We start from the raw sequence: 24,226 nt of genomic DNA on the forward strand, positions 1-24,226 counted from the left end.
GACTATATTACCGTCATTCCCAGACACTACTGGGAATCTAAGGCAACAGCAGATCCCCACTTCCGTGAGGATGACGAAAGGGCGTGAGGATGACTACATTACCGTCATTCCCAGACACTACTGGGAATCTAAGGCAACAGCAGCTCCCCACTTCCGTGAGGATGACGAAAGGGCGTGAGGATGACGATGTTTATTGTAAGGATGACTACATTACCGTCATTCCCAGACACTACTGGGAATCTAAGGCAACAGCAGATCCCCACTTTCGTGAGGATGACGAAAGGGCGTGAGAATGACTATATTCCCGTCATTCCCAGACACTACTGGGAATCTAAAACAACAGCAGATCCCCACTTCCGTGAGGATGACGAAAGGGCGTGAGGATGACGATGTTTATTGTAAGGGTGACTAACCTTTCCGTCATTCCCAGATACTACTGGGAATCCAAGGAAACAGCAGATCCTCACTTTCGTGAGAATGACGAAAGGGCATGAGGAGGACGAAAGGGCATGAGGATGACGAAAGGGCGTGGGGATGACGAAAGGGCGTGAGGATAACGGAAGGAGTAAGACGAGCGAAAACTCTCCCTGGATGGCGGCGGAACCGTGCCGGCTTGACTGGCCTTTTGCCACGAAGTTGTCACCTAAAAACCTGCCGGAACTAAGGTTTTATCCACCCGAAGCAGTCCTCCACCCAAAGCGCGCGTAGCTAACGGTGCGTTTTATCCACCCGCGTAGCATACCTCTACAACAGCGGATATGCAGCCGCGTCACCGCTAAGACTCACCACCAAGACTCCGTCCCATCTCTTCACTCGCTGTGATCAGCTTATCGATTTCATCGAACATTTCCAGGAGTTCTGGCTCAATACTTTCGATGTCATGATCGCTTAACTGGGTTTCAATTTCCCGGCAGACTTTTTCAAGTCGAGGCACGCCGTTGTAACAACAGGCCCCATTGAGTTTGTGAATGGCTTGCACAAAGCTGGGTTGATCTTTGTTGTCTATGTGTTGTTGCAGTGCCGCTTTGGTATCGGGTAATGACTTGAGTAACATCGACAGCATTTCTTTGGCTAGCTCAGGGCGATTGCCTGAACGCTCGATTGCCAAAGACCAGTCAATGATGCCTTTAAATTTACTGATCGGGAATGTTTCCTGAGGAGCCACCTGTGGACGACTGTAAACCGGCGCTGGTTCTGACATCCCATGCTCATACAAATAGTGTTTTAGCAAGGTTTCATCGATAGGTTTGGTCATGTAGCCAAAAAAGCCTTTCTCCAGCATTTTGTCCTTTTCACCCTGCAGGGCATGGGCCGTTACCGCAACCACCGGGGTATCGCTATTTAATGTCGTTAAACGGATTTTTTCCATGGCGGTGATGCCATCCATAATTGGCATCTGGATATCCATGAAAATAAAAGCGAAACGTTCTTTGCTAGCTAAATCAAGCGCTTCTTTACCATGGCTGGCCGTCACCACGGTTTCGACAAGTTCAGATAACAGAGTATCAATGAGCTTTAAGTTTGCTTCGTTGTCATCGACCGCCAGCACTTTTATGCCAAGCTTTTTATGGGGTAACGCGATTGGCGACGATAAAGCGGTGATTTTGTCATCTTTTGAAATCAGCTGCGCCAGTTTATTGCCTAGATAGGGTTTGCTAAAACAGTTTTTCGCCCCGGCGGAAATAAACGCCTCCGAGAGGTTAGCTGAGTTGGAATTGACCGCAACGTAAATCGCTGGAATATGTTGACTCAGGCTTTGAATAAGCTTGCTGGAGTCATCGATTTTCGATTCGTTGATATGTACCGAAACAATTGCCATATCGAAAGCATGTTGTTGGCTTTGTGCCAATAAATCTTCAAAGCTCGATGCGGTAGTGGTTTCCATCTTCCAGTACTTTAATAATTCTTCGACCGCAAGGCGGCAATGGGGCAGGGGATCATAGATGATGACCTGTTTGCCTTTTAAATCGCTCGGGTAGGGTTTGGTGTCCAGTGGTAGCGGATTCAATTGGCACTGCCACTCAAACCAGAATGTCGTTCCCTGCTCGGCTTTACTTTCAAATCGAATATCGCCGTGCATTTCCTGGGCAAGTCTTTTGGATATAACCAGGCCTAAACCCGTGCCACCATACATCCGGGTAATGCTATTGTCCGCCTGACCAAATGCTTCGAACAGGTTTTCCTGCTGCTGCGAGCTAATACCGATACCGGTATCTTTAACGGCGACAACTAACTGAATATTTGAGTCTTCGAGGATCTTATAATCGATATCGATTTCAACTGAGCCAGAATCCGTGAATTTAATGGCATTGCCCACCAGGTTGGTAAGTACTTGCTGAATGCGCATAGCATCCCCAATTAATGAATCAGGCAAGCTCGGATTTATGCGCAACGATAAATCGAGACTTTTCTCGTTCGCCGCTGGCGCCAGAAGCGTTAAGGTTTCTTCAAGCGTTGCATTAAATGCAAATGGAATGTTTTCAATAACCAGGCGATTTGAATCCAGTTTAGAGAAGTCGAGAATATCATTAATAATGGTCAACAGACCATTTGCAGAACGCTCAATGGTGCTAAGATAATCCCGTTGGGTATTGGATAGCGGAGTCTTTAACACTTGTCGGGTAAAGCCAATGACACCGTTTAACGGAGTTCGTAATTCATGACTCATATTTGCCAGGAACTCGGATTTCACCCGGCTTGCCTCCTGAGCTCGGCGTTTTGCCATGTCTAGCTCGACGTTTTGAATTTCAAATTGTTCCAGGCTTTCTCTCAAATCGGTGGTGGCTTGGTCTATATTGCGGTCAAGATCGTTGTGATAGTCCCGCAGTGAAAAGAATAAAATATTGAGACCCTTGCGCAGTTCCTCTAATTCGCCTTTGTAATACGCATCGATTTGCGTGTCGTATAAACCATTGCGCATTCGGTCGATTGCCAGGTTCATTTGCTGCACGGGGATCGCGATGCGATTGATTAGACGGTTGGCAAATACCCCGGATAATAAAACCGACATCAGAATAATCAAAAATGAGACGATATACAGGCTTTGCTCATGCATGGTAATGTCAGTGCGATCAACCACAAGCAACAAATAACCCATCAACTGAGTTTCGCGCTGACCATCTACGGTGTACTGATTAAAGGTTATTGGCGACGAATACAGATAATAATCTTCAAACGCGACAAATTGAGTGTTGGCCAAATTGGCTCGAATTTCCTCAGTCAGTAATACACTGGCGTCTACGTCCTGGCGACTGGTTGCAATGGTTTCGAGTCGTTCATTTAAAATCAGCATGTTATCCAGCAAATCATTTTGATTTACCTGCAAATCTTTGAGCAATTCGTCCAGAAACCTCACGTTACTATTTCTCAGTCCGGATTGAGCGCTGATTTTTAAAGGTTGAGAGATAGCTTTAACTCGATAAAACAGGCTAGCTTCCAGATCAGAAATCCGAGAGAACGTAAAAAAGCCAGCCAAGCTCAGGCCAATCACTGTGGTTGGCAAGATGGTCAGTAATATCACCCAATCGCGTAGACTGATTTTAAACATAAGGACACAGAAACCGTGTTAGAATTGTTTTTGTTTGCACTACTTCCATCATGGCATAACTAACGGAAAAGATGAAGTCGAAACAAAGGTTTGAAGGCGGGAGCGAAACAAAGAACGTTTCGAAGGTGGAGTCGAAACAAAAAACGTTTCGAAGGTGGAGTCGAAACAAAGAACGTTTCGAAGGTGGAGTTACAGCGAAGCTGTAAAGAAAACTTTTCCCCACCTAAAACACGACGCAGGGAGTGGTTTTATCCACCCTCGTTAGACGCCACCCAAAACACGACACTGGGAGTGTGTAGTGGCATAGTGATTTTGGCCACCCTCGCAAGATTCCACCCATAATATAACGCAGTGGAACATTTTTTCCCTCTTTCGCTGGCGTTAACCGTTAAAAGAAAGCCAGTTATACAGGAATTTTATGGTTAAAATTTTTAAAGCTCAAAAGCGACAATCTGTTTCTGGGCAAAAACTTGAATTGGATATTCTCCGCTTTGATATTAATGGTGATGGTGTCGCGCGTCACGGCAAAAAGTCGGTGTTTGTGTCAGGAGCACTGCCGGGGGAAAAAGTTCAGGTCAGAGTGACTACTGAGCACGCCAAATATCTCCGGGCTCAGGCGCTCAATGTAGCAAAACCACATGCCCAAAGAGTTACGCCTCAGTGCGCGCATTTTTATCAGTGCGGAGGCTGTGACTTCCAGCATATGGATAGAGAACTGGAACTGGAAGTTAAGAAGTACAAAATTGACGAGGTGTTTAAGCGTAACGCCGGCATTGAAAACCTACCCTGGCAACCGCCTTTAACGGCAGAATCCTGGCATTATCGACGAAAAGCACGTATCGGCGTCCAGTATAATCGCCTGAACGAACCCTTGGTTGGCTTTCGGCAAAAAAATGCGAGTCATATAACTCCGATTAAATCCTGCCCTGTGTTAGAGCCTTCTTTGCAAGGCCTGTTTGAACAACTACAACCTTTAGTATCGCTATTGCAAGGTCATCAGGTGATAGGGCACATCGAGGCCATTGCAACGGATACCGTTACCCTGATCTTCCGCTATGTGGGTAAACTTGGTGAACAAAATCGCAGACGTTTAACCGAATTTGCTGAGCAAACCGGTTATCGTGTGTTTGTTACCGATGACCAGCAAAATCATGCACTGTCAGGCGGTGTATTCGACCAATTATCTTATCAAATTGATGATTGCCACTTATACTTTTCCCCAAAGGATTTTATTCAGGTCAATGGCCAGTTAAATCAAATGATGGTGACGCAAGCCATGGATTGGTTGCAGTTAAACCCAAATGATCGGGTTCTGGATTTGTTTTGTGGTTTGGGGAATTTTAGTTTACCTATTGCCAGGAAAGTACAGAGTCTTACTGGAATCGAAGGGGTTATGGATATGGTGAACCGAGCACAAGACAATGCCCGCCGCAACCAGATTGATAATTGTCAGTTTTATCAAGCGGATCTCAACTGCTCAGAATTATCCTGGCCTTGGCCGGATGCTCGCGAGTTTACCAAAGTGTTGCTCGATCCTGCGCGAGCAGGTGCCATAGGAGCAATAAAGCCTATTGCTGAGCTAGGGGTAGATAAGGTACTTTATATTTCATGTGATGCTGCAACAATGGCACGCGATAGTCAGTTGTTGATATCTGCTGGATATACACTTGAGAAAATCTCGCTTCTGGATATGTTTGCACAGACCCGCCATGTTGAGACGATGGCGCTCTTTACGAAAACGTAATGGTTTAGGTTTTTGAAAAGGGGGGAGTCAAGGCACGGCCTTGAAGGTTATAGCCACGGATGGCTGGTATGCCGAAAATGCACAAGTACATGGATGTGCGCGGGTAGAATAACGCACAAGTACATGGATGTGCGCAGGTAGAATAACGCAGGAGCAGTTATCGAGGAGCAGTTATCGAGCAGCAATTTTCGGTGGAGTCGAAACAAAAAACGTTTCGATGATGGAGTCAAAGAATAGCTTTTTATCTACACTCCACCTAAAAACACGACACAGGGAGTGGTTTTATCCACCCTCGTTAGACTCCACCCAAAAACACGACGCAAGGGAGTGGTTTTATCCACCAGCGAAGCTTACCTCAATAACAGTTTTTTGCCGTGAGGTTAAAAACTTAACTAAGGATGTTTAATGGTTTCCGTAAGAAAATCTCACCAAATGAGTAGCGCCAGCTTTGAAGCCTGGCTCGAACAGCTCAATCTTCCGTCTTCGAAAAAGAAGAGCGTAGAAACCTTGTGGCTGGAAAAACAAGGCTTGTATGCAAAACATTTAACCTGCCAGGTTAAAGCGCTGGAGATGGTGGAGATTCTCGCTGGACTGAATATGGACAGTGACTCTTTGATGGCAGCCCTATTGGTTCCGCTGGTGGAAGAGGAGTTGATTGAACTGGCTGATATTGAAAGCCAATATGGTAAAGCAATTTTTACCCTGGTTTGGGGCGTCAGTCAGATGGACGCCATTCGCAGTTTGCAACAACCTAGCGGAACCCACTTTGCCAGCAGTCAAATCGATAATGTTCGCAAAATGCTGCTTTCCATGGTCGAAGACGTTCGTGCCGTCGTGATTAAACTGGCAGAGCGGGTTTGTAACCTGCGGGAAATTAAAGAAAGCGACGAAGAAACCCGAGTCATTGCCGCCAGAGAAACCCAAACCATCTACGCTCCTTTGGCGAACCGACTTGGGATAGGTCAATTGAAATGGGAATTAGAAGACGTTTCGTTTCGATATCTACACCCAAATACCTATAAGCGAATCGCCAAATTATTGGATGAAAAACGCTTAGACCGAGAACAGTATGTCGACGATTTTGTCGCCAATATTCAGAATAAACTCGATCATATGCATATTTCCGGGCAGGTATATGGCCGCCCTAAGCATATCTATAGTATTTGGAAAAAAATGCAGAAAAAAGGCCTGGATTTTGAGCAGCTCTATGATGTTCGTGCTATTCGGGTTGTGGTCGATAAACTTCAGGATTGTTATGGCGCGTTAGGAGTGATTCATACCAGTTGGAATCACTTACCCAGTGAGTTTGATGATTATGTCGCGACACCTAAACCTAATGGGTATCAGTCAATTCATACGGTAGTTCTCGGCCCGGAAGGGAAATCCGTTGAAATTCAAATACGTACCGAGCAAATGCATGATGATGCAGAACTTGGCGTTGCCGCTCACTGGCGCTACAAAGAAGGTAGCGGTCAGGGCAAAGGAAGTTTTGATGACAAGATAAACTGGCTACGTAAGTTATTGAAGTGGCAGGAAGATGTTGCCGAATCTGAAGAGCTGGTTGAAGAACTTCGCAATGAAGTCTTTGAAGATCGTATTTATGTATTTACGCCCAATGGCGATGTGATTGATTTGCCCAATGGCTCAACGCCTTTGGATTTTGCCTATTATATTCATTCCAACGTCGGGCATTGTTGTATCGGCGCTAAAGTGTCCGGCCGTATCATTCCATTTACCTACAAATTAAAAACCGGTGAACAGGTGGAGATCCTGACATCGAAGCAACCCAACCCTAGTCGGGATTGGTTGAACCCAAACCTCGGATACTTGCATACCGCCAGGGCTCGCTCCAAGGTTCAACACTTCTTTAAATTATTAGATAAAGACAAGCATATTTCCCAGGGCAAGGAGCAATTAGAAAGCCAGCTGCAAAAATTTGAAGATGTGAAATTAAATTATCGGCCGATACTCAAGCGCTTTAACGTCATGTCCTTAGAAGATTTGCACGCGGCGATAGGTGCTGGCCACGTTAAAGTGGCACAGGTCATTAATCAGTTGCAACAGCAATGGCAAAAGCTCCAGCCTCAGGAAGAAGTGGATCCCAAGCTGGTGATCAAAGGCAGCACTGAGAAGAACAAAGCCGATAAAAATGGTATTACCGTATCAGGTGTCGGTAACTTGCTTACTCATATGGCCCAATGTTGTCAGCCAGTCCCAGGAGATAGTATCAGCGGCTTTATCACTCAGGGGCGGGGTATCTCGATCCACCGCAGTGACTGTGAGCAACTACTCCATGCGGAAAAACAAAATCCGGAGCGCATCGTCGATGTTCAGTGGGGCGATGGTCACAACTCAAGCTATTTAGTGTCACTGCAAATCATTACCGGAGAGCGCCAGGGATTGCTGAGAGATGTCACCACGATAATCGCCAACGAAAAAATCAATGTGCTGGATATGTCTTCAAAAAATGATCAAAAGCTGCATCAAAATATGATGACATTTAAATTGGAATTAGCGAACACCGCAGTGTTAGAACGACTGATAAATAAAATAAATCAACTCGATGATGTGATCAGTGTTGATCGTATCCGCCAGTAGCGCTGCAAAACATTGACTGACGAATAAAGGAAGTAACTATGTTGACTGCCCCGGCTAGTATTGAAAAGCTGATGTGGATTATGCAAAGTCTTCGGGATCCAGAACATGGGTGTCCGTGGGATCAAAAACAAAACTTTGCCTCTATTGTCCCTTATACCTTAGAAGAGGCGTATGAAGTCGCCGCGGCGATTGAAAGCAGCGACTTTGATGAGTTAGAAAAAGAGCTTGGGGATTTATTATTTCAGGTGATTTTTTATGCGCAGCTTGGTAAAGAACAGGCCTTATTTGATTTTGATTCCGTGGTTGCGCAGATCTGCGAGAAATTGATTCGCCGACATCCCCATGTGTTTGCTGATACCAAACTTACAAGCGACGCTGAAATAAAAGCCAATTGGGAAGCAGAAAAAGCCAGAGAGCGTCAGCAAAAATCACAACTGGCATCATTGAGTATGCTGGCGGATATACCTCAAAATTTGCCGGCGTTATCGCAAGCGGCTAAAATCCAAAAACGTTGTGCTCATGTCGGTTTTGACTGGACCAATATTCACGATGTGCTGGACAAAGTTCGCGAAGAGTGTGATGAAATCGCCGAAGAGCTGCAGGCCGATACCCGTGACCAACAAGCTTTGGCCGAAGAAATTGGCGATTTACTGTTTGCAGCGGTGAATCTTGCCAGACACGCTAAAATCGATCCAGAGCAAACCCTGCGACAAGCCAATCAAAAATTCTCCAAACGCTTTCAAACGATCGAACAACACTATTTCCAAAGTGAACAAGATATTCGTCTTGCCAGCCTAGAGGAATTAGAACGATTATGGCAAAAAGCGAAAGAAAGGGGTTCTTGAGATTCCTATCGTTGGGCGGAATCTCGCGAAAGGTGTCAGACACAGCAAACGACGCTGCGTCAAGGTGACAATTCGAAATGATATTTCGAACGGCGAGCGTCCGGCATCCAAGATACCGAACAGGTGTCAAGCCACGCTCTTGCCTTTCTACAGAATCAAGCCATCCTGTGATTCTGCATACCTACTATCCGTGTAGGCAACCCTTAGTCACCGTTGCTTTTTTCACCTTTCGACACCTTTAGACACCGTAGTTTTTCCCTTTAGACATCACGGAGCCAATAAATAGGACTCCGAACAAGCCTCTGCATCCTTTGCTTTTCTCCTGTCTGCAACAAAACCTTCACACCTCATTCATCGAATTGTCACCTAAGCCACTTAAAGTTGCGCTGAGTTCTTAATTAGCCCTAGAGGTTTATCATGTTACAACATCGAACCCGCTCTTCTTTGATTCGAAAACGTAGTGCCGCTCATAGAGTTTATGTACCGGCGGTGGCGCGAGAAAACCAGTACCTACTGATTGAAATAAACCCTGATGCCATGTTCTCGCAGTTTCAAACGGATTTCCCTTATGCAAAACCAGAACAATTATACCAAGCATTAAGCACATCTTTTTTCCAGCTATGCGCATGCCAACATATTGAAAATGCGAGTTTTATCGCAACGGATAAACTGGTTCGAGTGATGTTTTCTCCGGAACAGCAAATGATTGAAACGGAACAGCAAATGCTGTTTTTATATAATCCGAACCTGCACCGCGGGCGTCAGAGTTATTCGCAACCGGACGTTTGGGCTAAAAAAATCCAACTGCTCTTTTTAGCTACCGGGGATGAAATTCGCAATAAAGCACCCGAGTTTCATCAAAAGGTTATGCTTTTGGTTTATGCGTTGATCAAGCAACAAGGGTTGCGTTGTTCAGATATTAAGGTCAAAGACTTTCAGCACCTGACGTACGATGTTTTTGCCGCTTTTAAAGGTGATAAGAAAACCGTCACCCATGGCTTTCGTGCGATTTCTAAGCGCTACTTACAACAACAGCTTATTTTGCCTGCTCAGCGCCAAACCATGACCTTTGCTGTCGCCAGTTTACCGGTTACCAGCACTTTGCTGAATCAATGCGACATCGATATCAATGCACCCGATCCCTACAACCCGCTCTATACCCTGATTGCTGATCGTTTTACCAAATTAGCAAGAGAATACAACCTTAACCACCTTGCGATGGTAGCGAATGGTAAAATGCCGATCATTCGTCAAAGTGGTGACGACTATTATGTACCAGATGGCGAGCTTTTGAATTTAGGTTTCAATACTCAGGCCATAAGTGGCTCACTAGTCAGTCAATGGGATGCCATTAAATTGGTGGACACCATTCGTCTGGTGTTTATTGCCAGTGACCATAACAGTACTCATCGCGGTTATGGTCGTTTTGTGAATCAACTCACTCAGGTTCTGACAAAACTCACATCACAGCTCGGCTATGATAAAGAAAAAGATACCGTCACCTTGCGTATACATCAGCATTTAATGCATCAGTTCCCGGAGCAGAACTAGCATTCTGCTCTGGTGAGTACCCTTACCGGCATTCCCAGTTGCGCAGCAATCCCATCATTCCCAGCTGCGCAGCTGTCCCGTCATTCCCAGCTGCGCAGCCATCCCGTCATTCCCAGATACTACTGGGAATCTAAAGCAAGAGCAGATCCCCCACTTCCGTGAGGATGACTATATTACCGTCATTCCCAGACACTACTGGGAATCTAAAGCAAAAGCAGATCCCCACTTGCGCAGCCATCCCGTCATTCTCAGACACTACTGGGAATCTAAAACAAAAGCAGATCCCCACTTTCGTGAGGATGACGGAGGGTCCGAGGATGACCTAGCGAGGTGCGAATAATGGCTTCATCAGGTGACTACCTGTCCCGTCATTCCCAGATACTACTGGGAATCTAAAGTAAAAGAAGATCCCCACTTGCGTGAGGATGACTATATTACCGTCATTCCCAGACACTACTGGGAATCTAAAGCAAAACAGATCCCCACTTTCGTGAGGATGACCGGAGGGGTGAATGATGACAGAAGGAGTCAGGATGACGGTAGGGATGGCGATGACGAAAGTAGTGAGACGAATGACGTTCTGCCGGAATGACGGCAAAGCCGATTCGGCAGAACTGGCTTCCACCAAGAAGTTGTCACCTAAAAACCTGCCGGAACTAAGGTTTTATCCACCCGACGCAGTCCTCCTACCTCAACGCGCAGCCATCCCGTCATTCCCAGCTGCGCAGCTACCCCGTCATTCCCAGACACTACTGGGAATCTAAAGCAAGAGCAGATCCCCACTTTCGTGAGGATGACGAAACGAGGTGCGAATAATGGCTTCACCAGGTGACTACCTGTACCGTCATTCCCAGCTGCGCAGCCATCCCTTCATTCCCAGACACTACTGGGAATCCAAAGTAAAAGAAGATCCCCACTTGCGTGAGGATGACCGAAGGGGTGAATGATGACTGCAGGAGTCAGGATGACGGTAGGGATGGCGATGACGAAAGTAGTTAGACGAATGACGTTCTGCCGGAATGAAGGCGAAGCCGATTCGGCAGAACTGGCTTCCACCACGAAGTTGTCACCTAAAAACCTGCCGGAACTAAGGTTTTATCCACCCGACGCAGTCCTCCACCCAAAACGCGCGTAGCTAGCGGTGTGTTTTATCCACTACACAGCCATCCCGTCATTCCCAGATACTACTGGGAATCTAAAGTAAAAGAAGATCCCCACTTGCGTGAGGATGACTGGAGGGGGGATGATGACAGAAGGAGTCAGGATGACGGTAGGGATGGCGATGACGAAAGTAGTTAGACGAATGACGTTCTGCCGGAATGAAGGCGAAGCCGATTCGGCAGAACTGGCTTCCACCACGAAGTTGTCACCTAAAAACCTGCCGGAACTAAGGTTTTATCCACCCGACGCAGTCCTCCACCCAAAACGCGCGTAGCTAGCGGTGTGTTTTATCCACCCGGCGAAGTCCTCCACTAAAAAGTACGTAGTTAACGGCGCGTTTTATCCACCCGACGCAGTCCTCCACCCAAAACACAAAACAATGGGTGTTTTGTTCCCTCTGCGCAGTATACCTCTACAACCGTGGTGACACGCTAGTGTCACCACTTAGCGTACAAACAATCCGCCGTTTCCCGCCATGATTCCGGTGTTTACAAAGGTAAATACCTTGCCAGGTGCCGAGCGCAAGCCGGCCGTTTTCGATCGGAATGGTTAGCTGACAACCGAGTATCGAACTCTTAATGTGCGCCGGCATATCATCAGGACCTTCATAATCGTGTAAATAATAAGGCTGATTTTCTGGCACGAAGGTGTTGAAATGGCTTTCTAAATCCATGCGCACCGTCGGATCCGCATTTTCATTAATGGTTAATGATGCCGATGTATGTTGCAAAAACAGATGCATAAGGCCAACTCGATAGTCTCGGATTATTGAAATTTGTTGAAGGATCTCTTCACTGATTAAATGAAACCCACGGGGTTTTGCAGATACGCTTATGGTTTGCTGTTGCCACATAAAAATACATCAATAAATTTGGATGAGGATATAATAGGCCATTTTTATTCTTCAATAAATGGGGGAGAAAATTCTACTAGCCATGGCATTTTTGGGTGAAGTCATACGAAGAAAGGAATTCTTTTCAGCTTTGCTGAAACTCCACCTTCAAGAGATTCTCTGTCTTGACTCCACCATCGAATTGTTTTTCAATTCGACTCCACCCTCAAGGCATTTTCTGCCTTGACTCCACATCTATAACCCATTACCTCAAAGTATTGCGTTAAACCCTAAAATCCCATTGTTGTCGCCCACCTCTTTTGATACAATGCTTTCCCGTCCTGCTACACTGTTAGCACAACTACTTTACTGATTTTCCTTACATCTGGGTTTCACATGACAACGAGATATATTTTTGTAACTGGCGGGGTTGTTTCATCCCTGGGCAAGGGTATTGCGGCGGCTTCAATGGCGGCAATACTGGAAGCACGTGGTTTAAAGGTTACCATGCTAAAACTTGACCCATATATCAATGTCGATCCAGGTACGATGAGTCCAATCCAACATGGTGAAGTGTTCGTTACCAATGACGGCGCTGAGACTGATTTAGATTTGGGCCATTATGAGCGTTTTATCCGCACCAAAATGACCAAACGCAACAACTTTACCACAGGCCGAATCTATCAGGATATCCTGGCTCGTGAACGTCGCGGCGAATTTTTAGGTGCAACCATTCAGGTGATCCCACACATTACTAACGATATCAAACGTCGTGTCATTGAAGGCGCGGAAGGGTTTGATGTTGCTATGGTAGAAATCGGTGGCACCGTAGGTGATATTGAATCACAACCATTTTTAGAAGCGATTCGCCAACTTGGCGTAGAATTGGGTCGTGAGCGTGCCATGTATATGCACCTTACCTTAGTGCCTTATTTGAAAGCTTCGGGTGAAATTAAAACCAAACCGACGCAACATTCCGTGAAAGAATTACGCTCAATTGGTATCTTCCCAGATATTCTTGTATGTCGCAGTGAAGGCGTTATTCCCGCCAATGAACGTGCGAAAATTGCCTTGTTTACCAATGTAGAAGAGCGCGCGGTAGTCTCGATGCGCGATGTCGACAGCATTTATAAAATTCCTGCGTTGTTGAAATCTCAAGGAACGGATGAGCTTGTCGTTAAACGATTTGGTATTGAAGCGCCAGAAGCCGACTTACATGAATGGGAACAGGTGCTCTATCAGGAAGCGAATCCAAAAGGCGAAGTGACCATTGGTATGGTCGGCAAATATATCGAATTGCCCGATGCGTATAAATCGGTCAACGAAGCATTAAAACATGCTGGTCTTAAAAATCAGTTATCTGTGAATATTCAGTATATTGATTCGCAAAGTGTCGAATCTAAAGGCCCTAAAGCGCTAGAAGGCGTAGACGCCATTTTAGTACCTGGCGGTTTTGGCGAGCGCGGCGTAGAAGGTAAGATTTTAACGGCGCAATACGCTCGCGAAAATAAGATTCCGTATTTTGGTATCTGTCTGGGTATGCAGGTGGCGCTCATTGAATACGCGCGCAATGTTGCCAATATGGAAGGTGCGCACTCTACCGAATTCAATGCCGATTCACCCTACCCGGTAGTGGGACTGATTGAAGAGTGGCTGGATGAAGAAGGTACAGTTGAAGTCCGCGATGAGAATTCGGATCTTGGCGGTACTATGCGTCTTGGCTCACAACAGTGTCACTTAATCGACGGTACAAAAGCCGCCGAGATTTATGGTGGCGAAAGTATTTTTGAACGTCACCGTCACCGTTATGAGGTGAACAATAATTTCCGTGAGCAACTGAGCGATGCTGGTTTAGTGTTCTCGGGATTATCTGCGGATAAGAAACTTGTCGAAATGATCGAAATACCAGAACACCCCTGGTTTGTTGCCGGTCAGTTCCACCCTGAGTTTAACTCTACGCCACGGGATGGCCACCCATTGTTCCAAAGCTTCGTTGCCGCGGCTTTTGAACATCAGAAAAGCCAGCAAAAATAATAAGTTTAAGCGAGCCGCAGTGTAACTTTGTTAATCTGCGGCTTTTTTATGAAAATAAAGAGGTTGATATGTCTGAGATAGTTAAAGTGATCGCTCGTGAGGTAATGGACTCTCGCGGAAATCCAACAGTAGAAGCCGATGTGCGTTTAGCATCTGGTGCGTTCGGTCGTGCCTGTGCGCCATCGGGTGCATCCACAGGTTCACGCGAAGCATTAGAATTGCGTGACGGCGATAAAGCTCGTTACTTAGGTAAAGGTGTATTAAAAGCCGTTGCCGCCGTTAATGATAACATTGCGTCTGCGTTAATTGGCAAAAATGCGTTAGAGCAAGCGCAAATCGATCAAATCATGATTGACTTGGATGGCACTGAAAACAAAGAAAACTTTGGTGCTAACGCCATTCTAGCTGTTTCTTTAGCTGTCGCCAAAGCGGCTGCTGCCGATAAAGGTGTTGAACTTTACGAACACATTGCTGATCTTAACGGCACACCTGGTGTTTACAGCCTACCTGTACCTATGATGAACATTATCAATGGTGGTGAGCACGCTGACAACAACGTTGATATTCAAGAGTTCATGATCCAACCGGTTGGTGCTCCAAATTTCTCTGAAGCATTACGCATGGGTGCTGAAGTATTCCACGCATTGAAAAAAGTATTGTCTGCGAAAGGTCTGAATACTGCCGTTGGTGATGAAGGTGGTTTTGCACCAAACCTAGAATCTAATGCCGATGCTCTTGCGGTAATCAAAGAAGCCGTTGCAGCAGCAGGTTATGAATTAGACAAAGATATTACTCTGGCCATGGATTGTGCAGCGTCAGAATTTTATGATGCCGAAAACAAAATTTATGACCTAAAAGGCGAAGGTAAAAAATTCACCTCCAATGAATTTTCAGACTTTTTAGGCGAGCTTTGTAAGCAGTATCCAATCGTTTCTATTGAAGACGGCTTAGACGAATCTGATTGGGATGGCTTTAAATACCAAACGGAATTACTAGGTGACAAGGTACAAATCGTTGGTGATGACCTTTTCGTAACAAATACCAAAATTTTGAAGCGTGGTATTGATAACGGTATTGCTAACTCGATCCTGATCAAATTTAACCAAATCGGTTCACTAACCGAAACGTTAAATGCAATCAAAATGGCCAAAGATGCTGGCTTTACAGCGGTTATTTCTCACCGTAGTGGTGAAACCGAAGATGCAACGATTGCCGATTTAGCCGTAGGCACTGCCGCCGGTCAAATCAAAACCGGTTCTTTGTGTCGCTCTGACCGTGTCGCTAAGTATAACCAACTGCTTCGTATCGAAGAGTTCCTTGGCGATAAAGCTGTTTATAACGGTCGCTCAGAAATAAAAGGCCAGTAAGTCTTAGCCTAAAAGCCTTTTAGAAAGCTCCCACTATATAATAGTCGGGAGCTTTTTTGCTTTTAGAGGTACGCTTCGCAGGTGGAGTCAAAACAAAATACGTTTTGAGGGTGGAGTCAAAACAAAATACGTTTTGAGGGTGGAGTCAAAACAAAATACGTTTTGAAGGTGGAGTCGATACTTATTGTCTCAAAGTCATGTTAGTCATTTCCAGCCATGAATGGAAATCAATTCCAACACCTGACTCGTCATTCCCTGCCAAAACCCAACCCGTCACTCCCTGCCAAAACCCAACCCCGTCATCCCCAGACACTACTGGGAATCTAAAGCAAAAATCAGATCCCCAGCTGCACAGCCATTCCGTCATTCCCAGACACTACTGGGAATCTAAAGCAAAAATCAGATCCCCAGCTGCACAGCCATTCCGTCATTCCCAGACACTACTGGGAATCTAAAACAAAAACAGATCCCCACTTCCGTGAGGATGACGCCGAGAGGCGAACTAAAGTTCTCGAAGGATGACGGCAGGGCCGTGCCGGCTTGACTGGCTTTTCACCACGAAGTTGTCACCTAAAAACCTGCCGGAACTAAGGTTTTATCCACCTGACGCAGTCCTCCACCCAAAACGCGCGTAGCTAACGGTGCGTTTTATCCACCCGCGCAGCCATCTCGTCATTCCCAGATACTACTGGGAATCTAAAACAAAAGCAGATCCCCACTTTCGTGAGGATGACGGAACGTGTGGGGGGACGGAAGGAGTGAATATAACGAAAAAAGGTGCGAAGGTGCCGGGTAGGGAAGTGAGAACACAACCCATTACTTTGAACATTAAAAGGCGGTATTTCCCTACAACAATGTTATGCACTGATCACTGGATTTAAAACTTTTTTAAAGCGTAACGGTCGGGTATAGGTCCTGCCAGTCGGGATTTTGTTTGTTAATCAATTCATTCTTCCATGCCCTAAGCCATTTCTTCAATTGTTTTTCCCGGGCAATCGCATTTGGCATATCGTCATAAATTTCAAAATACACTAACTTGTTTAAATGATATTTATGAGAAAAGCCTGCAATCAACTTTTCTCGGTGCTGATATATTCGACTCGGCAAATTACTGGTAACACCAATATATAAAATTGAATTCGTTTGATTTGTAATAATGTAAACGGCGGGTTGTTTCATGATTGAATTCCTTTTCAATGTCATAAAACTTTATTGTAGTTATAGAAGTCACATCGCGACAGGGTATTTAAAGTAAAAATGGAAAGCCAAACTCCAAACGCGCAGCCATCTCGTCATTCTCAGACAAATCCCAACCCCGTCATTCCCAGATACTACTGGGAATCTAAAGCAAAAACAGATCCCCACTTTCGTGAGGATGACGGAACGTGCAAGGGTGACAATGTGGGCCTGACCCCTTTGGCCTTTATCGACGAAGTCCGCCAGCCAACACGCACAGCCATCTCGGCTTAAATAGCTTTTCACTACGAAGTTGTCACCTAAAAACCTGCCGGAACTAAGGTTTTATCCACCCGACGCAGTCCTACACCCAAAACGCGCGTAGCTAGCGGTGCGTTTTATCTACCCGCGCAGCCACCCCCGTCATTCCCAGATACTACTGGGAATCTAAAACAAAAGCAGATCCCCACTTTCGTGAGGATGACGGAACGTGTGAGGTAACAGTAGGAGTGAGGGTGACGGAAGCTGCGAGGGTGATAGAATGAGCGAGGGTTACGAAAGATGTTGTATGACAAAAGGTGTGGGGTGGCGAAGCGGGCCGGCCCCGCCCAGCTTAAACTTTCTTAAAGTTTTGCCAGTTAATTTGTGTTGAAAGCAGTAATTCTCGCAGCTCGAGAGGTTGCGGCTGTAGTTTTTGTTTACCGACCCAGCGATGTCCACTGCAGGCGGCTAGCATTGTCTTGCGGTTTGGCTTGAGTAGGCGAAAACCGTGGTTATTGGTAAGTACCTTACCCTCACTTACTTCCGAAAACGTATAACGACCGGAAAAATTGCAGCGAATCATGCCTTTTTCCAAATCGATTTTATCTATGCAGTCGAGCACAATACGTTCGATGCCTTGTTGTTGATGATATACCGGTACCACGAGCCCAAGACAAAGATGCTTGCCTTGATACCATTTACTGATTTGGGCATCGGTTTGATCATCTATGGGGGCCTTCGCCGCCTGGCGCGCCGACCAGCCAGCATTTTGACAGTCGATAGTAATTGGTGCATCCACATTAAGTAATGCGTGGGCAGTGCGGGAAATATAATGACTTAAGCTTTTTAACTTGGATTGCAGAGGGGCTGCACTTTCAATAGGCAAAGCAGACAACTTATCCACCTCTCGTTCATACAGGGCATGACAGAGTTGATGAAAGTGTGGGTGGGTTTGCGGCCCTTGCCAAAAAGAATCTTGTTCCATGAAATAAAAGTGAGTAGCTGTAACTATGGTTCAGCCAAAAGCCCTTTTTCTTTATTGTCTAGTAATTAAACAAAAGAACCGGGCAAAAAGCCAGCATTGTTAACGATTTACCCGAAGATAAAGACGGGAACGACGTAGAGTTGTGTGGATTCAATACAAAGTTTTGAGGGGATTGATACAAAGCTTTAGGGTGACAAAGCTGGTTTGCCTTCCGACGAAGCCCTCCTACCTCAACGCGCAGCCATCCCGTCATTCCCAGCTGCGCAGCTACCCCGTCATTCCCAGACACTACTGGGAATCTAACGCAAAAGCAGATCCCCATCTGCGCAGCCACCCCGTCATTCCCAGACACTACTGGGAATCTAAAGCAAAAGCAGATCCCCATCTGCCCAGCCGTTCCGGCTTGACTGGCTTTTCACCACGAAGTTGTCACCTAAAAACCTGCCGGAACTAAGGTTTTATCCACCCGACGAAGTCGTCACCCAAAACGCGCGTAGCTAACGGTGCGTTTTATCCATTTGCGCAGCCATCCTGTCATTCCCAGATACTACTGGGAATCTAACGAAAGAGCAGATCCCCACTTCCGTGAGGATGACGTAGTGGGGTGAGGATGACGAAATAAGGTGCGCGTTAAAGCACACCTCGGGAGACTACCCGTACCGTCATTCCCAGATACTACTGGGAATCTAAAACAAAAGCAGATCCCCACTTTCGTGAGGATGACGAGGTTTATTGTAAGTGTGACTACCCTTTCCGTCATTCCCAGATACTACTGGGAATCTAACGCAAAAGCAGATCCCCACTTTCGTGAGGATGACGTAGTGGGGTGAGCACGACGGAAGGGGGCGATGACGTAGTGGGGGAGGTTGGCAGAAGGAGTGAAGGGTACGGGCGGAGTGAGACGAACGAAAGTTGTCCCGCAATGGTAGCGTACCCGAAGAGGCTTTATGGCGTCGTACCCGAACCAATCTTTGATTGTGTACTCGAAATGAATCACAGGTTCATGTACCCGAAGCAACGTTTTATGTTGCGTACCCGAAGAGGCCTTTACGGCCTCGTACCCGAACCAATCTTTGATTGTGTACCCGAAATGAATCAAAGATTCATGTACCCGAAGCAACGTTTTATGTTGCGTACCCGAAGAGACGTTACGGCCTCGTACCCGAACCAACCTTTGATTGTGTACCCGAAATGAATCACAGGTTCATGTACCCGAAGCAACGTTTTATGTTGCGTACCCGAAAAGCCTTTAGGGGCTCGTACCCGAACCAATCTTCGATTGTGCACTCGAAGGGGGTGTGGTTTATCGCGTACTGTCATTAATCAAATATTCATGTACGAGCGGCTAGCCTTTGTTTTTCCGCCTTGCTATCATGACAATAACTCCGTCTTTAACGTTTAACTACATGAAAATCATCAATGCCATACTGATTATTCTAGTGCTGTTATTACAGTACCGGCTTTGGTTTGGCAAAAATAGTATCGGTGATTATCTGACGCTCGAACAACGCGTTATCCACCAAAGTGAGCAAAATCAAAAGCTCCAGCAGCGTAATAAACTTGTCTATGCTGATATTGATGATTTAAAAAATGGCTTGGAAGCCATTGAAGAAAATGCCAGAAATGAACTTGGTATGATAAAAGACGGCGAAGTATTTTTCCGGGTCATTCCTAAAGAGAACTAATCGTGATCGATAATGACGATAACCTTCAGGTACCAGTTGTGGTGCCGGCGGCTGGCATTGGCAAACGTATGGCCAGCGAAATCCCCAAACAATATTTACCTTTGGCAGGTAAAACCATTCTTGAATGCACCGTTGAGCGGTTGCTGAGTCATCCCAATATTTCCTTCGTTGTGCTGGCACTTAATCCCGAAGACACGTACTTTGCAACATTAGAGCTGGCTAAGCACAAAAATGTTATCACGGTTATCGGTGGCAAAGAACGCTGTGATTCGGTTCTATCAGGGTTAGCTGCCGTAGAAAAACTCTCAGCCAGTCGTGGTACTCGAAAAAATGCCAGTACCAGTACCAATGCAAGTAACAGCACCAGTACTCATGCAAGTAATAGCACCAGTAACAGCACCAGCAACATCGTACTGGTGCATGATGCCGCGCGACCATGTGTCACCCATGATGACATAAGCCGTTTACTCGAACATTACCATACCACCCACCGCGGCGGCATTTTAGCCAGTAAAGTACGGGACACCATGAAGCGTAGCACCGGTGATAACCAAATCAGCCATAGTGAGCCCAGAGAAAACCTGTGGCATGCCTTAACCCCACAATTGTTTAAGACCGACGAGTTAATCATCGCCCTTAGCAAAGCCTTAGACGATAATCAGCTGGTTACCGACGAGGCTTCGGCCATGGAATATTGTCAATATGCCGCGGACGTTATTCCCGGTCGAGCCGATAATATTAAAGTCACTCAACCCGAAGACTTACAGTTGGCCGAATTTATTCTTCAGCAGCAACAAAAACAGCAGCATCAGGAGAGTTCAGAATGCGCATAGGACACGGTTTTGATGTTCATAAATTTGGTGGACAAGGGCCGGTCACCCTGGCGGGCGTGAAAATTGATTTCGATCAGGGGTTTATTGCCCATTCTGATGGCGATGTCGCCATTCATGCCTTGTGTGATGCCATTTTAGGTGCCTTATGTTTGGGCGATATTGGTAATCACTTTCCTGATGACCAGGACCAATACGAAAACATCGACTCGCGGATATTATTACGCCATGTCGTCAGTTTGATGCAACAAAAAGCCTATAAAATTGGTAATGTGGATTTGACTATCATCGCTCAGGCACCGCGCATTGCTCCGCATTTGCTATTGATGCGTGAGACCCTGGCAAAAGACTTACAAGCCGACATTGAACAAGTCAATGTTAAGGCGACTACGACAGAGAAATTAGGGTACGTGGGGCGCAAAGAAGGCGTTAGCGTGCATGCTGTGGCATTATTACTCGAAGACGCTGAGCGTAAATTGACCCGGGACGACACCAAATCATGAGCGATAACAACATCGAATCTCAAAGCCAGAGCCAAAACCAGAGCCAAAACCCACTCGCCAAAACGGAACTCGCATACCTTTATCAAAAACCCGACTCAGAAGGTATGATCCGCAGTACCTTTGAAGATTTTAAAGTATTCGAAATTTTACCATTTGAGTTTAGCGGCGAAGGCGAGCACCTGGTATTACACATTCGTAAAACCGGGGCGAATACTACCTTTGTTGCCCGTCAGCTGGCGCGTTATTTTAAGGTCAAAGATGCCCTGGTATCATATGCGGGCCTTAAAGACCGCAACGCCGTTACCGAGCAATATTTTAGTATCCATTTGCCGGGGAAACCTGCGGATGATATTAGCACCCTGAATATTGAAGGGGTCGAAGTGCTGGCGAAATATCGCCATAATAAAAAGCTTAAAACCGGCGCCCTGTCGGGTAATCGCTTTGAGCTGGTGCTACGCAATGTCACCGATACTGACGATATATACCGACGCTGGGTTCAGGTGTGTAAATATGGCGTGCCCAATTATTTTGGCGAGCAACGTTTTGGTATTAATGGCAACAATTTAACCCGAGCTCAGCAGATGTTTGCTGGCGCAAAAATCAAAGATAAAAAGAAACGTGGCTTTTACTTATCGGCGGTGCGCTCGTTTTTATTCAACCAATTAGTGCACCAACGCATCGAAGCGAACGCGTTTAGCTCGCCACAAGCTGGTGATGTGATGATGATGTCAGGCAGTCAGTCGGTGTTTGCAATCGATGATGTTACTGCAGACATTAGCGAACGCTTCGCGCGTAATGACATTGATATCACCGCTGCCATGTGGGGCCGTGGTCAGGTTATGACCTCGTTAAACGTGGCCGAGCAGGAACTGGCATTGGCACAAACGTTTTCTGAATACTGTCAGGGCCTTGAAACATTCGGCTTAAAACAAGAACGTCGTCGTATTCGCTTAATGCCAACCGATGCTGATATTAGCCAAAAGGATGATACTGTAACCCTCGGTTTTACCTTGCCCGCAGGCAGTTTTGCGACAACGATATTGCGAGAGTTACTGAATTATCAGGACGCCAGTGAAATAAGAAGGACAGAACAATATGATGAAAATTCTGGTCAGCAATGATGATGGCGTTAACGCCAAAGGCATCGCCGTTCTTAACGATGAACTGAGTCTGTTTGCGAAAACTCAGGTGATAGCCCCGGATCGCAACTGTTCCGGCGCCAGTAATTCATTAACGTTAGTAAACCCATTGCGAGCAGAAACCTTAGCCAATGGTTTTGTTGCGGTAAATGGCACACCGACAGATTCTGTCCATTTGGGCATTTCCCAATTATTTGAAGGCACCCCAGATTTGGTGGTGGCAGGGATTAATCATGGCGCCAACCTTGGCGATGATGTCCTGTATTCTGGCACGGTAGCTGCAGCAACAGAAGGCCGGCACATGGGCCTACCAGCAATTGCGGTGTCGTTAGCTGGCCACGAACATTTTGAAACTGCGGCCATCGTTGCCGCGAAATTTATCAAACGTTTGGTAGAACATCCGTTAAATTCCGATCAAATCATCAATATTAATGTTCCTGATGTGCCGATTTCGGCATTAAAAGGCATCAAAGTGACCCGCCTTGGTCACCGCCATCGCGCGGAAACCATGAAAAAGGTGCAAGATCCCTGGGGCCGAGATATCTTCTGGTATGGTTCACTAGGCTCCGGGTTAGATTGTGGTGAAGGCACGGATTTTGATGCCGTTGCAAACGGTTACGCCTCAATTACCCCATTGACGGTTGATATGACCGCATACCGAAGCCTAATGCCAATGACAGAGTGGGTAAATCAATTAACGCTATGAGTATTGCCACATCTAAGGGCGGAAAATCGCAACGCTCGGGATTAATCCTGGCCAAGCAATTGCAGGCCAGCGGCATCAGTCAGACCAAAGTGCTTGCCGCGATTGCGAATTGTCCGCGACATTTGTTTGTTCCGGAAATCTTAGCCCACAAAGCCTATGATAATACCGCATTGCCAATAGGGCAGGGGCAGACGATATCGCAACCTTATATTGTTGCCCGAATGACAGAACTCATCACTGGTGCCGGCAATGACGCTAATAACGCTTGCGATAAGGTTCTAGAAATTGGCACCGGCTCTGGCTATCAAACCGCCATCCTGGCGCAGATCTTTGATAAGGTTTATTCAATTGAACGGATCAAATCGTTACAATGGCAAGCCAAACGACGATTGCGTAACCTGGACCTTCATAATGTTTCGATGAAGCACGGCGACGGTTGGAAAGGCTGGGCGAACAAAGGGCCGTTTAAAGCGATTATTGTCACCGCGGCACCATCAGAAATACCGCCGCAGTTGCTGGAACAGTTAGATGAAGGCGGAAAAATGATTATTCCCGTAGGCGATCATCAACAAACGTTACGACTCATTACCCGAAAAACAAATAATTTTGAACAACAAACCATTGAGGCTGTTCGTTTCGTGCCCCTGGTTCCAGGAGAACTCATTTGAAAATTTTTACCGCATTATATGACTGGACGCTTAAATGGGCGGAGCACAAATTCGCCCCCGCCGTGTTATCGGTACTAACCTTTGCAGAATCGGTCTTTTTCCCAATTCCTCCCGATGTGTTGCTTGCCCCTATGGTGTTGGCTAAACCCAAAAGTGCGTGGCGATTAGCGACGTTAACGACGGTTTCATCAGTGATCGGAGGAGTAGTCGGTTATTTTCTCGGTTATCTCATGTTCGAACCTTTGATCCAGCCATTGTTAATTGAATTTAACTATATGGATAAATTTGAACATGCCATGGCGTGGTTTGAAAAATATGGGGTCTGGGTAGTGTTTCTGGCCGGTTTTTCACCCATCCCTTATAAAGTATTTACCTTGTCTGCCGGATTTTTACAGATGATGTTTTTGCCTTTTTTGATTGCTTCAGCCGTCGGCCGCGGCATGCGTTTCTTTTTAGTCGCGGGGTTAATCGCCTGGGGTGGTGCAAGAATGGAAGCCAAATTGCGTAAAAGCATTGACGTTATCGGTTGGAGTGTGGTTATTCTTGTGGTGATACTTTATTTTGTATTACGCTAACCGATACAATAGATAAAAA

At 46.1% G+C, this 24,226-nt stretch carries 19 protein-coding genes; 15 read left to right on the forward strand and 4 right to left on the reverse strand.

Annotation, left to right across the window (positions count from 1 at the left end; translation table 11 throughout):
* Window positions 1–775 precede the first annotated feature (775 nt).
* A complete protein-coding gene (barA, locus tag ACHUFQ_RS01260) occupies window positions 776–3,547 on the reverse strand; it encodes a two-component sensor histidine kinase BarA (RefSeq protein ID WP_394172227.1) in 2,772 nt (923 codons plus the stop codon).
* A 418-nt stretch (window positions 3,548–3,965) separates the two neighbouring features.
* Here barA and rlmD point away from each other — a divergent pair, with 418 nt between their 5' ends.
* The 6 genes from rlmD to ACHUFQ_RS01290 all read left to right on the forward strand — a co-directional run bounded on the left by rlmD (window position 3,966) and on the right by ACHUFQ_RS01290 (window position 11,584).
* Complete coding sequence (gene rlmD, locus ACHUFQ_RS01265; protein ID WP_394172229.1) at window positions 3,966–5,291, forward strand: 23S rRNA (uracil(1939)-C(5))-methyltransferase RlmD; 1,326 nt, start codon at window positions 3,966–3,968, stop codon at window positions 5,289–5,291.
* A gap of 405 nt (window positions 5,292–5,696) precedes the next feature.
* Entirely contained in the window at window positions 5,697–7,889 is a 2,193-nt protein-coding gene (relA, locus tag ACHUFQ_RS01270; protein WP_394172231.1) for a GTP diphosphokinase, read from the forward strand.
* Between the two features lie 38 nt (window positions 7,890–7,927).
* On the forward strand, window positions 7,928–8,734 hold the full coding sequence (gene mazG, locus ACHUFQ_RS01275; protein WP_394172233.1) for a nucleoside triphosphate pyrophosphohydrolase: 807 nt from the start codon (window positions 7,928–7,930) through the stop codon (window positions 8,732–8,734).
* A 417-nt stretch (window positions 8,735–9,151) separates the two neighbouring features.
* Complete coding sequence (locus ACHUFQ_RS01280; RefSeq protein WP_394172235.1) at window positions 9,152–10,285, forward strand: DUF3083 family protein; 1,134 nt, start codon at window positions 9,152–9,154, stop codon at window positions 10,283–10,285.
* A gap of 352 nt (window positions 10,286–10,637) precedes the next feature.
* The gene (locus ACHUFQ_RS01285; protein ID WP_394172236.1) at window positions 10,638–10,877 is read left to right on the forward strand and encodes a hypothetical protein; all 240 of its coding nucleotides are present in this window, start codon (window positions 10,638–10,640) and stop codon (window positions 10,875–10,877) included.
* A gap of 551 nt (window positions 10,878–11,428) precedes the next feature.
* Window positions 11,429–11,584, forward strand: coding sequence for a hypothetical protein (locus tag ACHUFQ_RS01290; RefSeq protein WP_394172238.1), 156 nt, complete (start codon window positions 11,429–11,431; stop codon window positions 11,582–11,584).
* Window positions 11,585–11,858: 274 nt separating this feature from the next.
* On the opposite strand, the gene ACHUFQ_RS01295 is transcribed toward ACHUFQ_RS01290, so the two are convergent.
* Window positions 11,859–12,299, reverse strand: a complete 441-nt coding sequence (locus ACHUFQ_RS01295; RefSeq protein WP_394172240.1) for a secondary thiamine-phosphate synthase enzyme YjbQ — start codon at window positions 12,297–12,299, stop codon at window positions 11,859–11,861.
* A 375-nt stretch (window positions 12,300–12,674) separates the two neighbouring features.
* On the opposite strand from ACHUFQ_RS01295, the gene ACHUFQ_RS01300 reads away from it, so the two are divergent.
* Both ACHUFQ_RS01300 and eno read left to right on the forward strand, forming a co-directional pair.
* A complete protein-coding gene (locus ACHUFQ_RS01300; protein ID WP_394172242.1) occupies window positions 12,675–14,312 on the forward strand; it encodes a CTP synthase in 1,638 nt (545 codons plus the stop codon).
* A 68-nt stretch (window positions 14,313–14,380) separates the two neighbouring features.
* Window positions 14,381–15,679 (forward strand): phosphopyruvate hydratase, encoded by a 1,299-nt coding sequence (gene eno / locus ACHUFQ_RS01305; protein WP_394172244.1) that lies wholly within the window; start codon window positions 14,381–14,383, stop codon window positions 15,677–15,679.
* A gap of 888 nt (window positions 15,680–16,567) precedes the next feature.
* On the opposite strand, the gene ACHUFQ_RS01310 is transcribed toward eno, so the two are convergent.
* Together ACHUFQ_RS01310 and ACHUFQ_RS01315 are read right to left on the reverse strand one after the other, a co-directional pair.
* Window positions 16,568–16,858, reverse strand: coding sequence for a GIY-YIG nuclease family protein (locus tag ACHUFQ_RS01310; protein ID WP_394172246.1), 291 nt, complete (start codon window positions 16,856–16,858; stop codon window positions 16,568–16,570).
* A 610-nt stretch (window positions 16,859–17,468) separates the two neighbouring features.
* Entirely contained in the window at window positions 17,469–18,101 is a 633-nt protein-coding gene (locus tag ACHUFQ_RS01315) for a hypothetical protein (protein ID WP_394172248.1), read from the reverse strand.
* A 1,406-nt stretch (window positions 18,102–19,507) separates the two neighbouring features.
* Here ACHUFQ_RS01315 and ftsB point away from each other — a divergent pair.
* Genes ftsB through ACHUFQ_RS01350 form a run of 7 tightly spaced genes read left to right on the forward strand, consistent with a single transcriptional unit; the run spans window position 19,508 to window position 24,207 of the window.
* Window positions 19,508–19,786, forward strand: a complete 279-nt coding sequence (ftsB, locus tag ACHUFQ_RS01320; RefSeq protein WP_394172250.1) for a cell division protein FtsB — start codon at window positions 19,508–19,510, stop codon at window positions 19,784–19,786.
* A gap of 2 nt (window positions 19,787–19,788) precedes the next feature.
* Complete coding sequence (locus tag ACHUFQ_RS01325) at window positions 19,789–20,619, forward strand: IspD/TarI family cytidylyltransferase (RefSeq protein ID WP_394172252.1); 831 nt, start codon at window positions 19,789–19,791, stop codon at window positions 20,617–20,619.
* Entirely contained in the window at window positions 20,610–21,119 is a 510-nt protein-coding gene (gene ispF, locus ACHUFQ_RS01330; protein ID WP_394172254.1) for a 2-C-methyl-D-erythritol 2,4-cyclodiphosphate synthase, read from the forward strand. Before ACHUFQ_RS01325 ends, ispF begins: the two co-directional genes overlap by 10 nt.
* Entirely contained in the window at window positions 21,116–22,240 is a 1,125-nt protein-coding gene (truD, locus tag ACHUFQ_RS01335; RefSeq protein ID WP_394172256.1) for a tRNA pseudouridine(13) synthase TruD, read from the forward strand. Before ispF ends, truD begins: the two co-directional genes overlap by 4 nt.
* Window positions 22,218–22,964 (forward strand): 5'/3'-nucleotidase SurE, encoded by a 747-nt coding sequence (gene surE, locus ACHUFQ_RS01340; protein ID WP_394172517.1) that lies wholly within the window; start codon window positions 22,218–22,220, stop codon window positions 22,962–22,964. Before truD ends, surE begins: the two co-directional genes overlap by 23 nt.
* Entirely contained in the window at window positions 22,961–23,632 is a 672-nt protein-coding gene (locus tag ACHUFQ_RS01345; protein ID WP_394172258.1) for a protein-L-isoaspartate(D-aspartate) O-methyltransferase, read from the forward strand. Before surE ends, ACHUFQ_RS01345 begins: the two co-directional genes overlap by 4 nt.
* Window positions 23,629–24,207 (forward strand): YqaA family protein, encoded by a 579-nt coding sequence (locus tag ACHUFQ_RS01350; protein ID WP_394172260.1) that lies wholly within the window; start codon window positions 23,629–23,631, stop codon window positions 24,205–24,207. Before ACHUFQ_RS01345 ends, ACHUFQ_RS01350 begins: the two co-directional genes overlap by 4 nt.
* The last annotated feature ends 19 nt before the right edge of the window (window positions 24,208–24,226 follow it).

Origin of the sequence: Thalassotalea litorea (genome assembly GCF_043642205.1) — a bacterium.
Lineage (GTDB): Bacteria > Pseudomonadota > Gammaproteobacteria > Enterobacterales > Alteromonadaceae > Thalassotalea_A > Thalassotalea_A litorea.

Bases quoted from the DNA above. Each gene is read 5' to 3' on its own strand.
- relA (WP_394172231.1), top strand. From the start codon at position 5,697: ATGGTTTCCGTAAGAAAATCTCACCAAATGAGTAGCGCCAGCTTTGAA.
- truD (WP_394172256.1), top strand. From the start codon at position 21,116: ATGAGCGATAACAACATCGAATCTCAAAGCCAGAGCCAAAACCAGAGC.
- ACHUFQ_RS01295 (WP_394172240.1), bottom strand. From the start codon at position 12,299: ATGTGGCAACAGCAAACCATAAGCGTATCTGCAAAACCCCGTGGGTTT.
- surE (WP_394172517.1), top strand. From the start codon at position 22,218: ATGAAAATTCTGGTCAGCAATGATGATGGCGTTAACGCCAAAGGCATC.
- ACHUFQ_RS01280 (WP_394172235.1), top strand. From the start codon at position 9,152: ATGTTACAACATCGAACCCGCTCTTCTTTGATTCGAAAACGTAGTGCC.
- ispF (WP_394172254.1), top strand. From the start codon at position 20,610: ATGCGCATAGGACACGGTTTTGATGTTCATAAATTTGGTGGACAAGGG.
- eno (WP_394172244.1), top strand. From the start codon at position 14,381: ATGTCTGAGATAGTTAAAGTGATCGCTCGTGAGGTAATGGACTCTCGC.
- ACHUFQ_RS01315 (WP_394172248.1), bottom strand. From the start codon at position 18,101: ATGGAACAAGATTCTTTTTGGCAAGGGCCGCAAACCCACCCACACTTT.
- ACHUFQ_RS01310 (WP_394172246.1), bottom strand. From the start codon at position 16,858: ATGAAACAACCCGCCGTTTACATTATTACAAATCAAACGAATTCAATT.
- barA (WP_394172227.1), bottom strand. From the start codon at position 3,547: ATGTTTAAAATCAGTCTACGCGATTGGGTGATATTACTGACCATCTTG.
- ACHUFQ_RS01345 (WP_394172258.1), top strand. From the start codon at position 22,961: ATGAGTATTGCCACATCTAAGGGCGGAAAATCGCAACGCTCGGGATTA.
- rlmD (WP_394172229.1), top strand. From the start codon at position 3,966: ATGGTTAAAATTTTTAAAGCTCAAAAGCGACAATCTGTTTCTGGGCAA.
- ACHUFQ_RS01300 (WP_394172242.1), top strand. From the start codon at position 12,675: ATGACAACGAGATATATTTTTGTAACTGGCGGGGTTGTTTCATCCCTG.
- mazG (WP_394172233.1), top strand. From the start codon at position 7,928: ATGTTGACTGCCCCGGCTAGTATTGAAAAGCTGATGTGGATTATGCAA.
- ftsB (WP_394172250.1), top strand. From the start codon at position 19,508: ATGAAAATCATCAATGCCATACTGATTATTCTAGTGCTGTTATTACAG.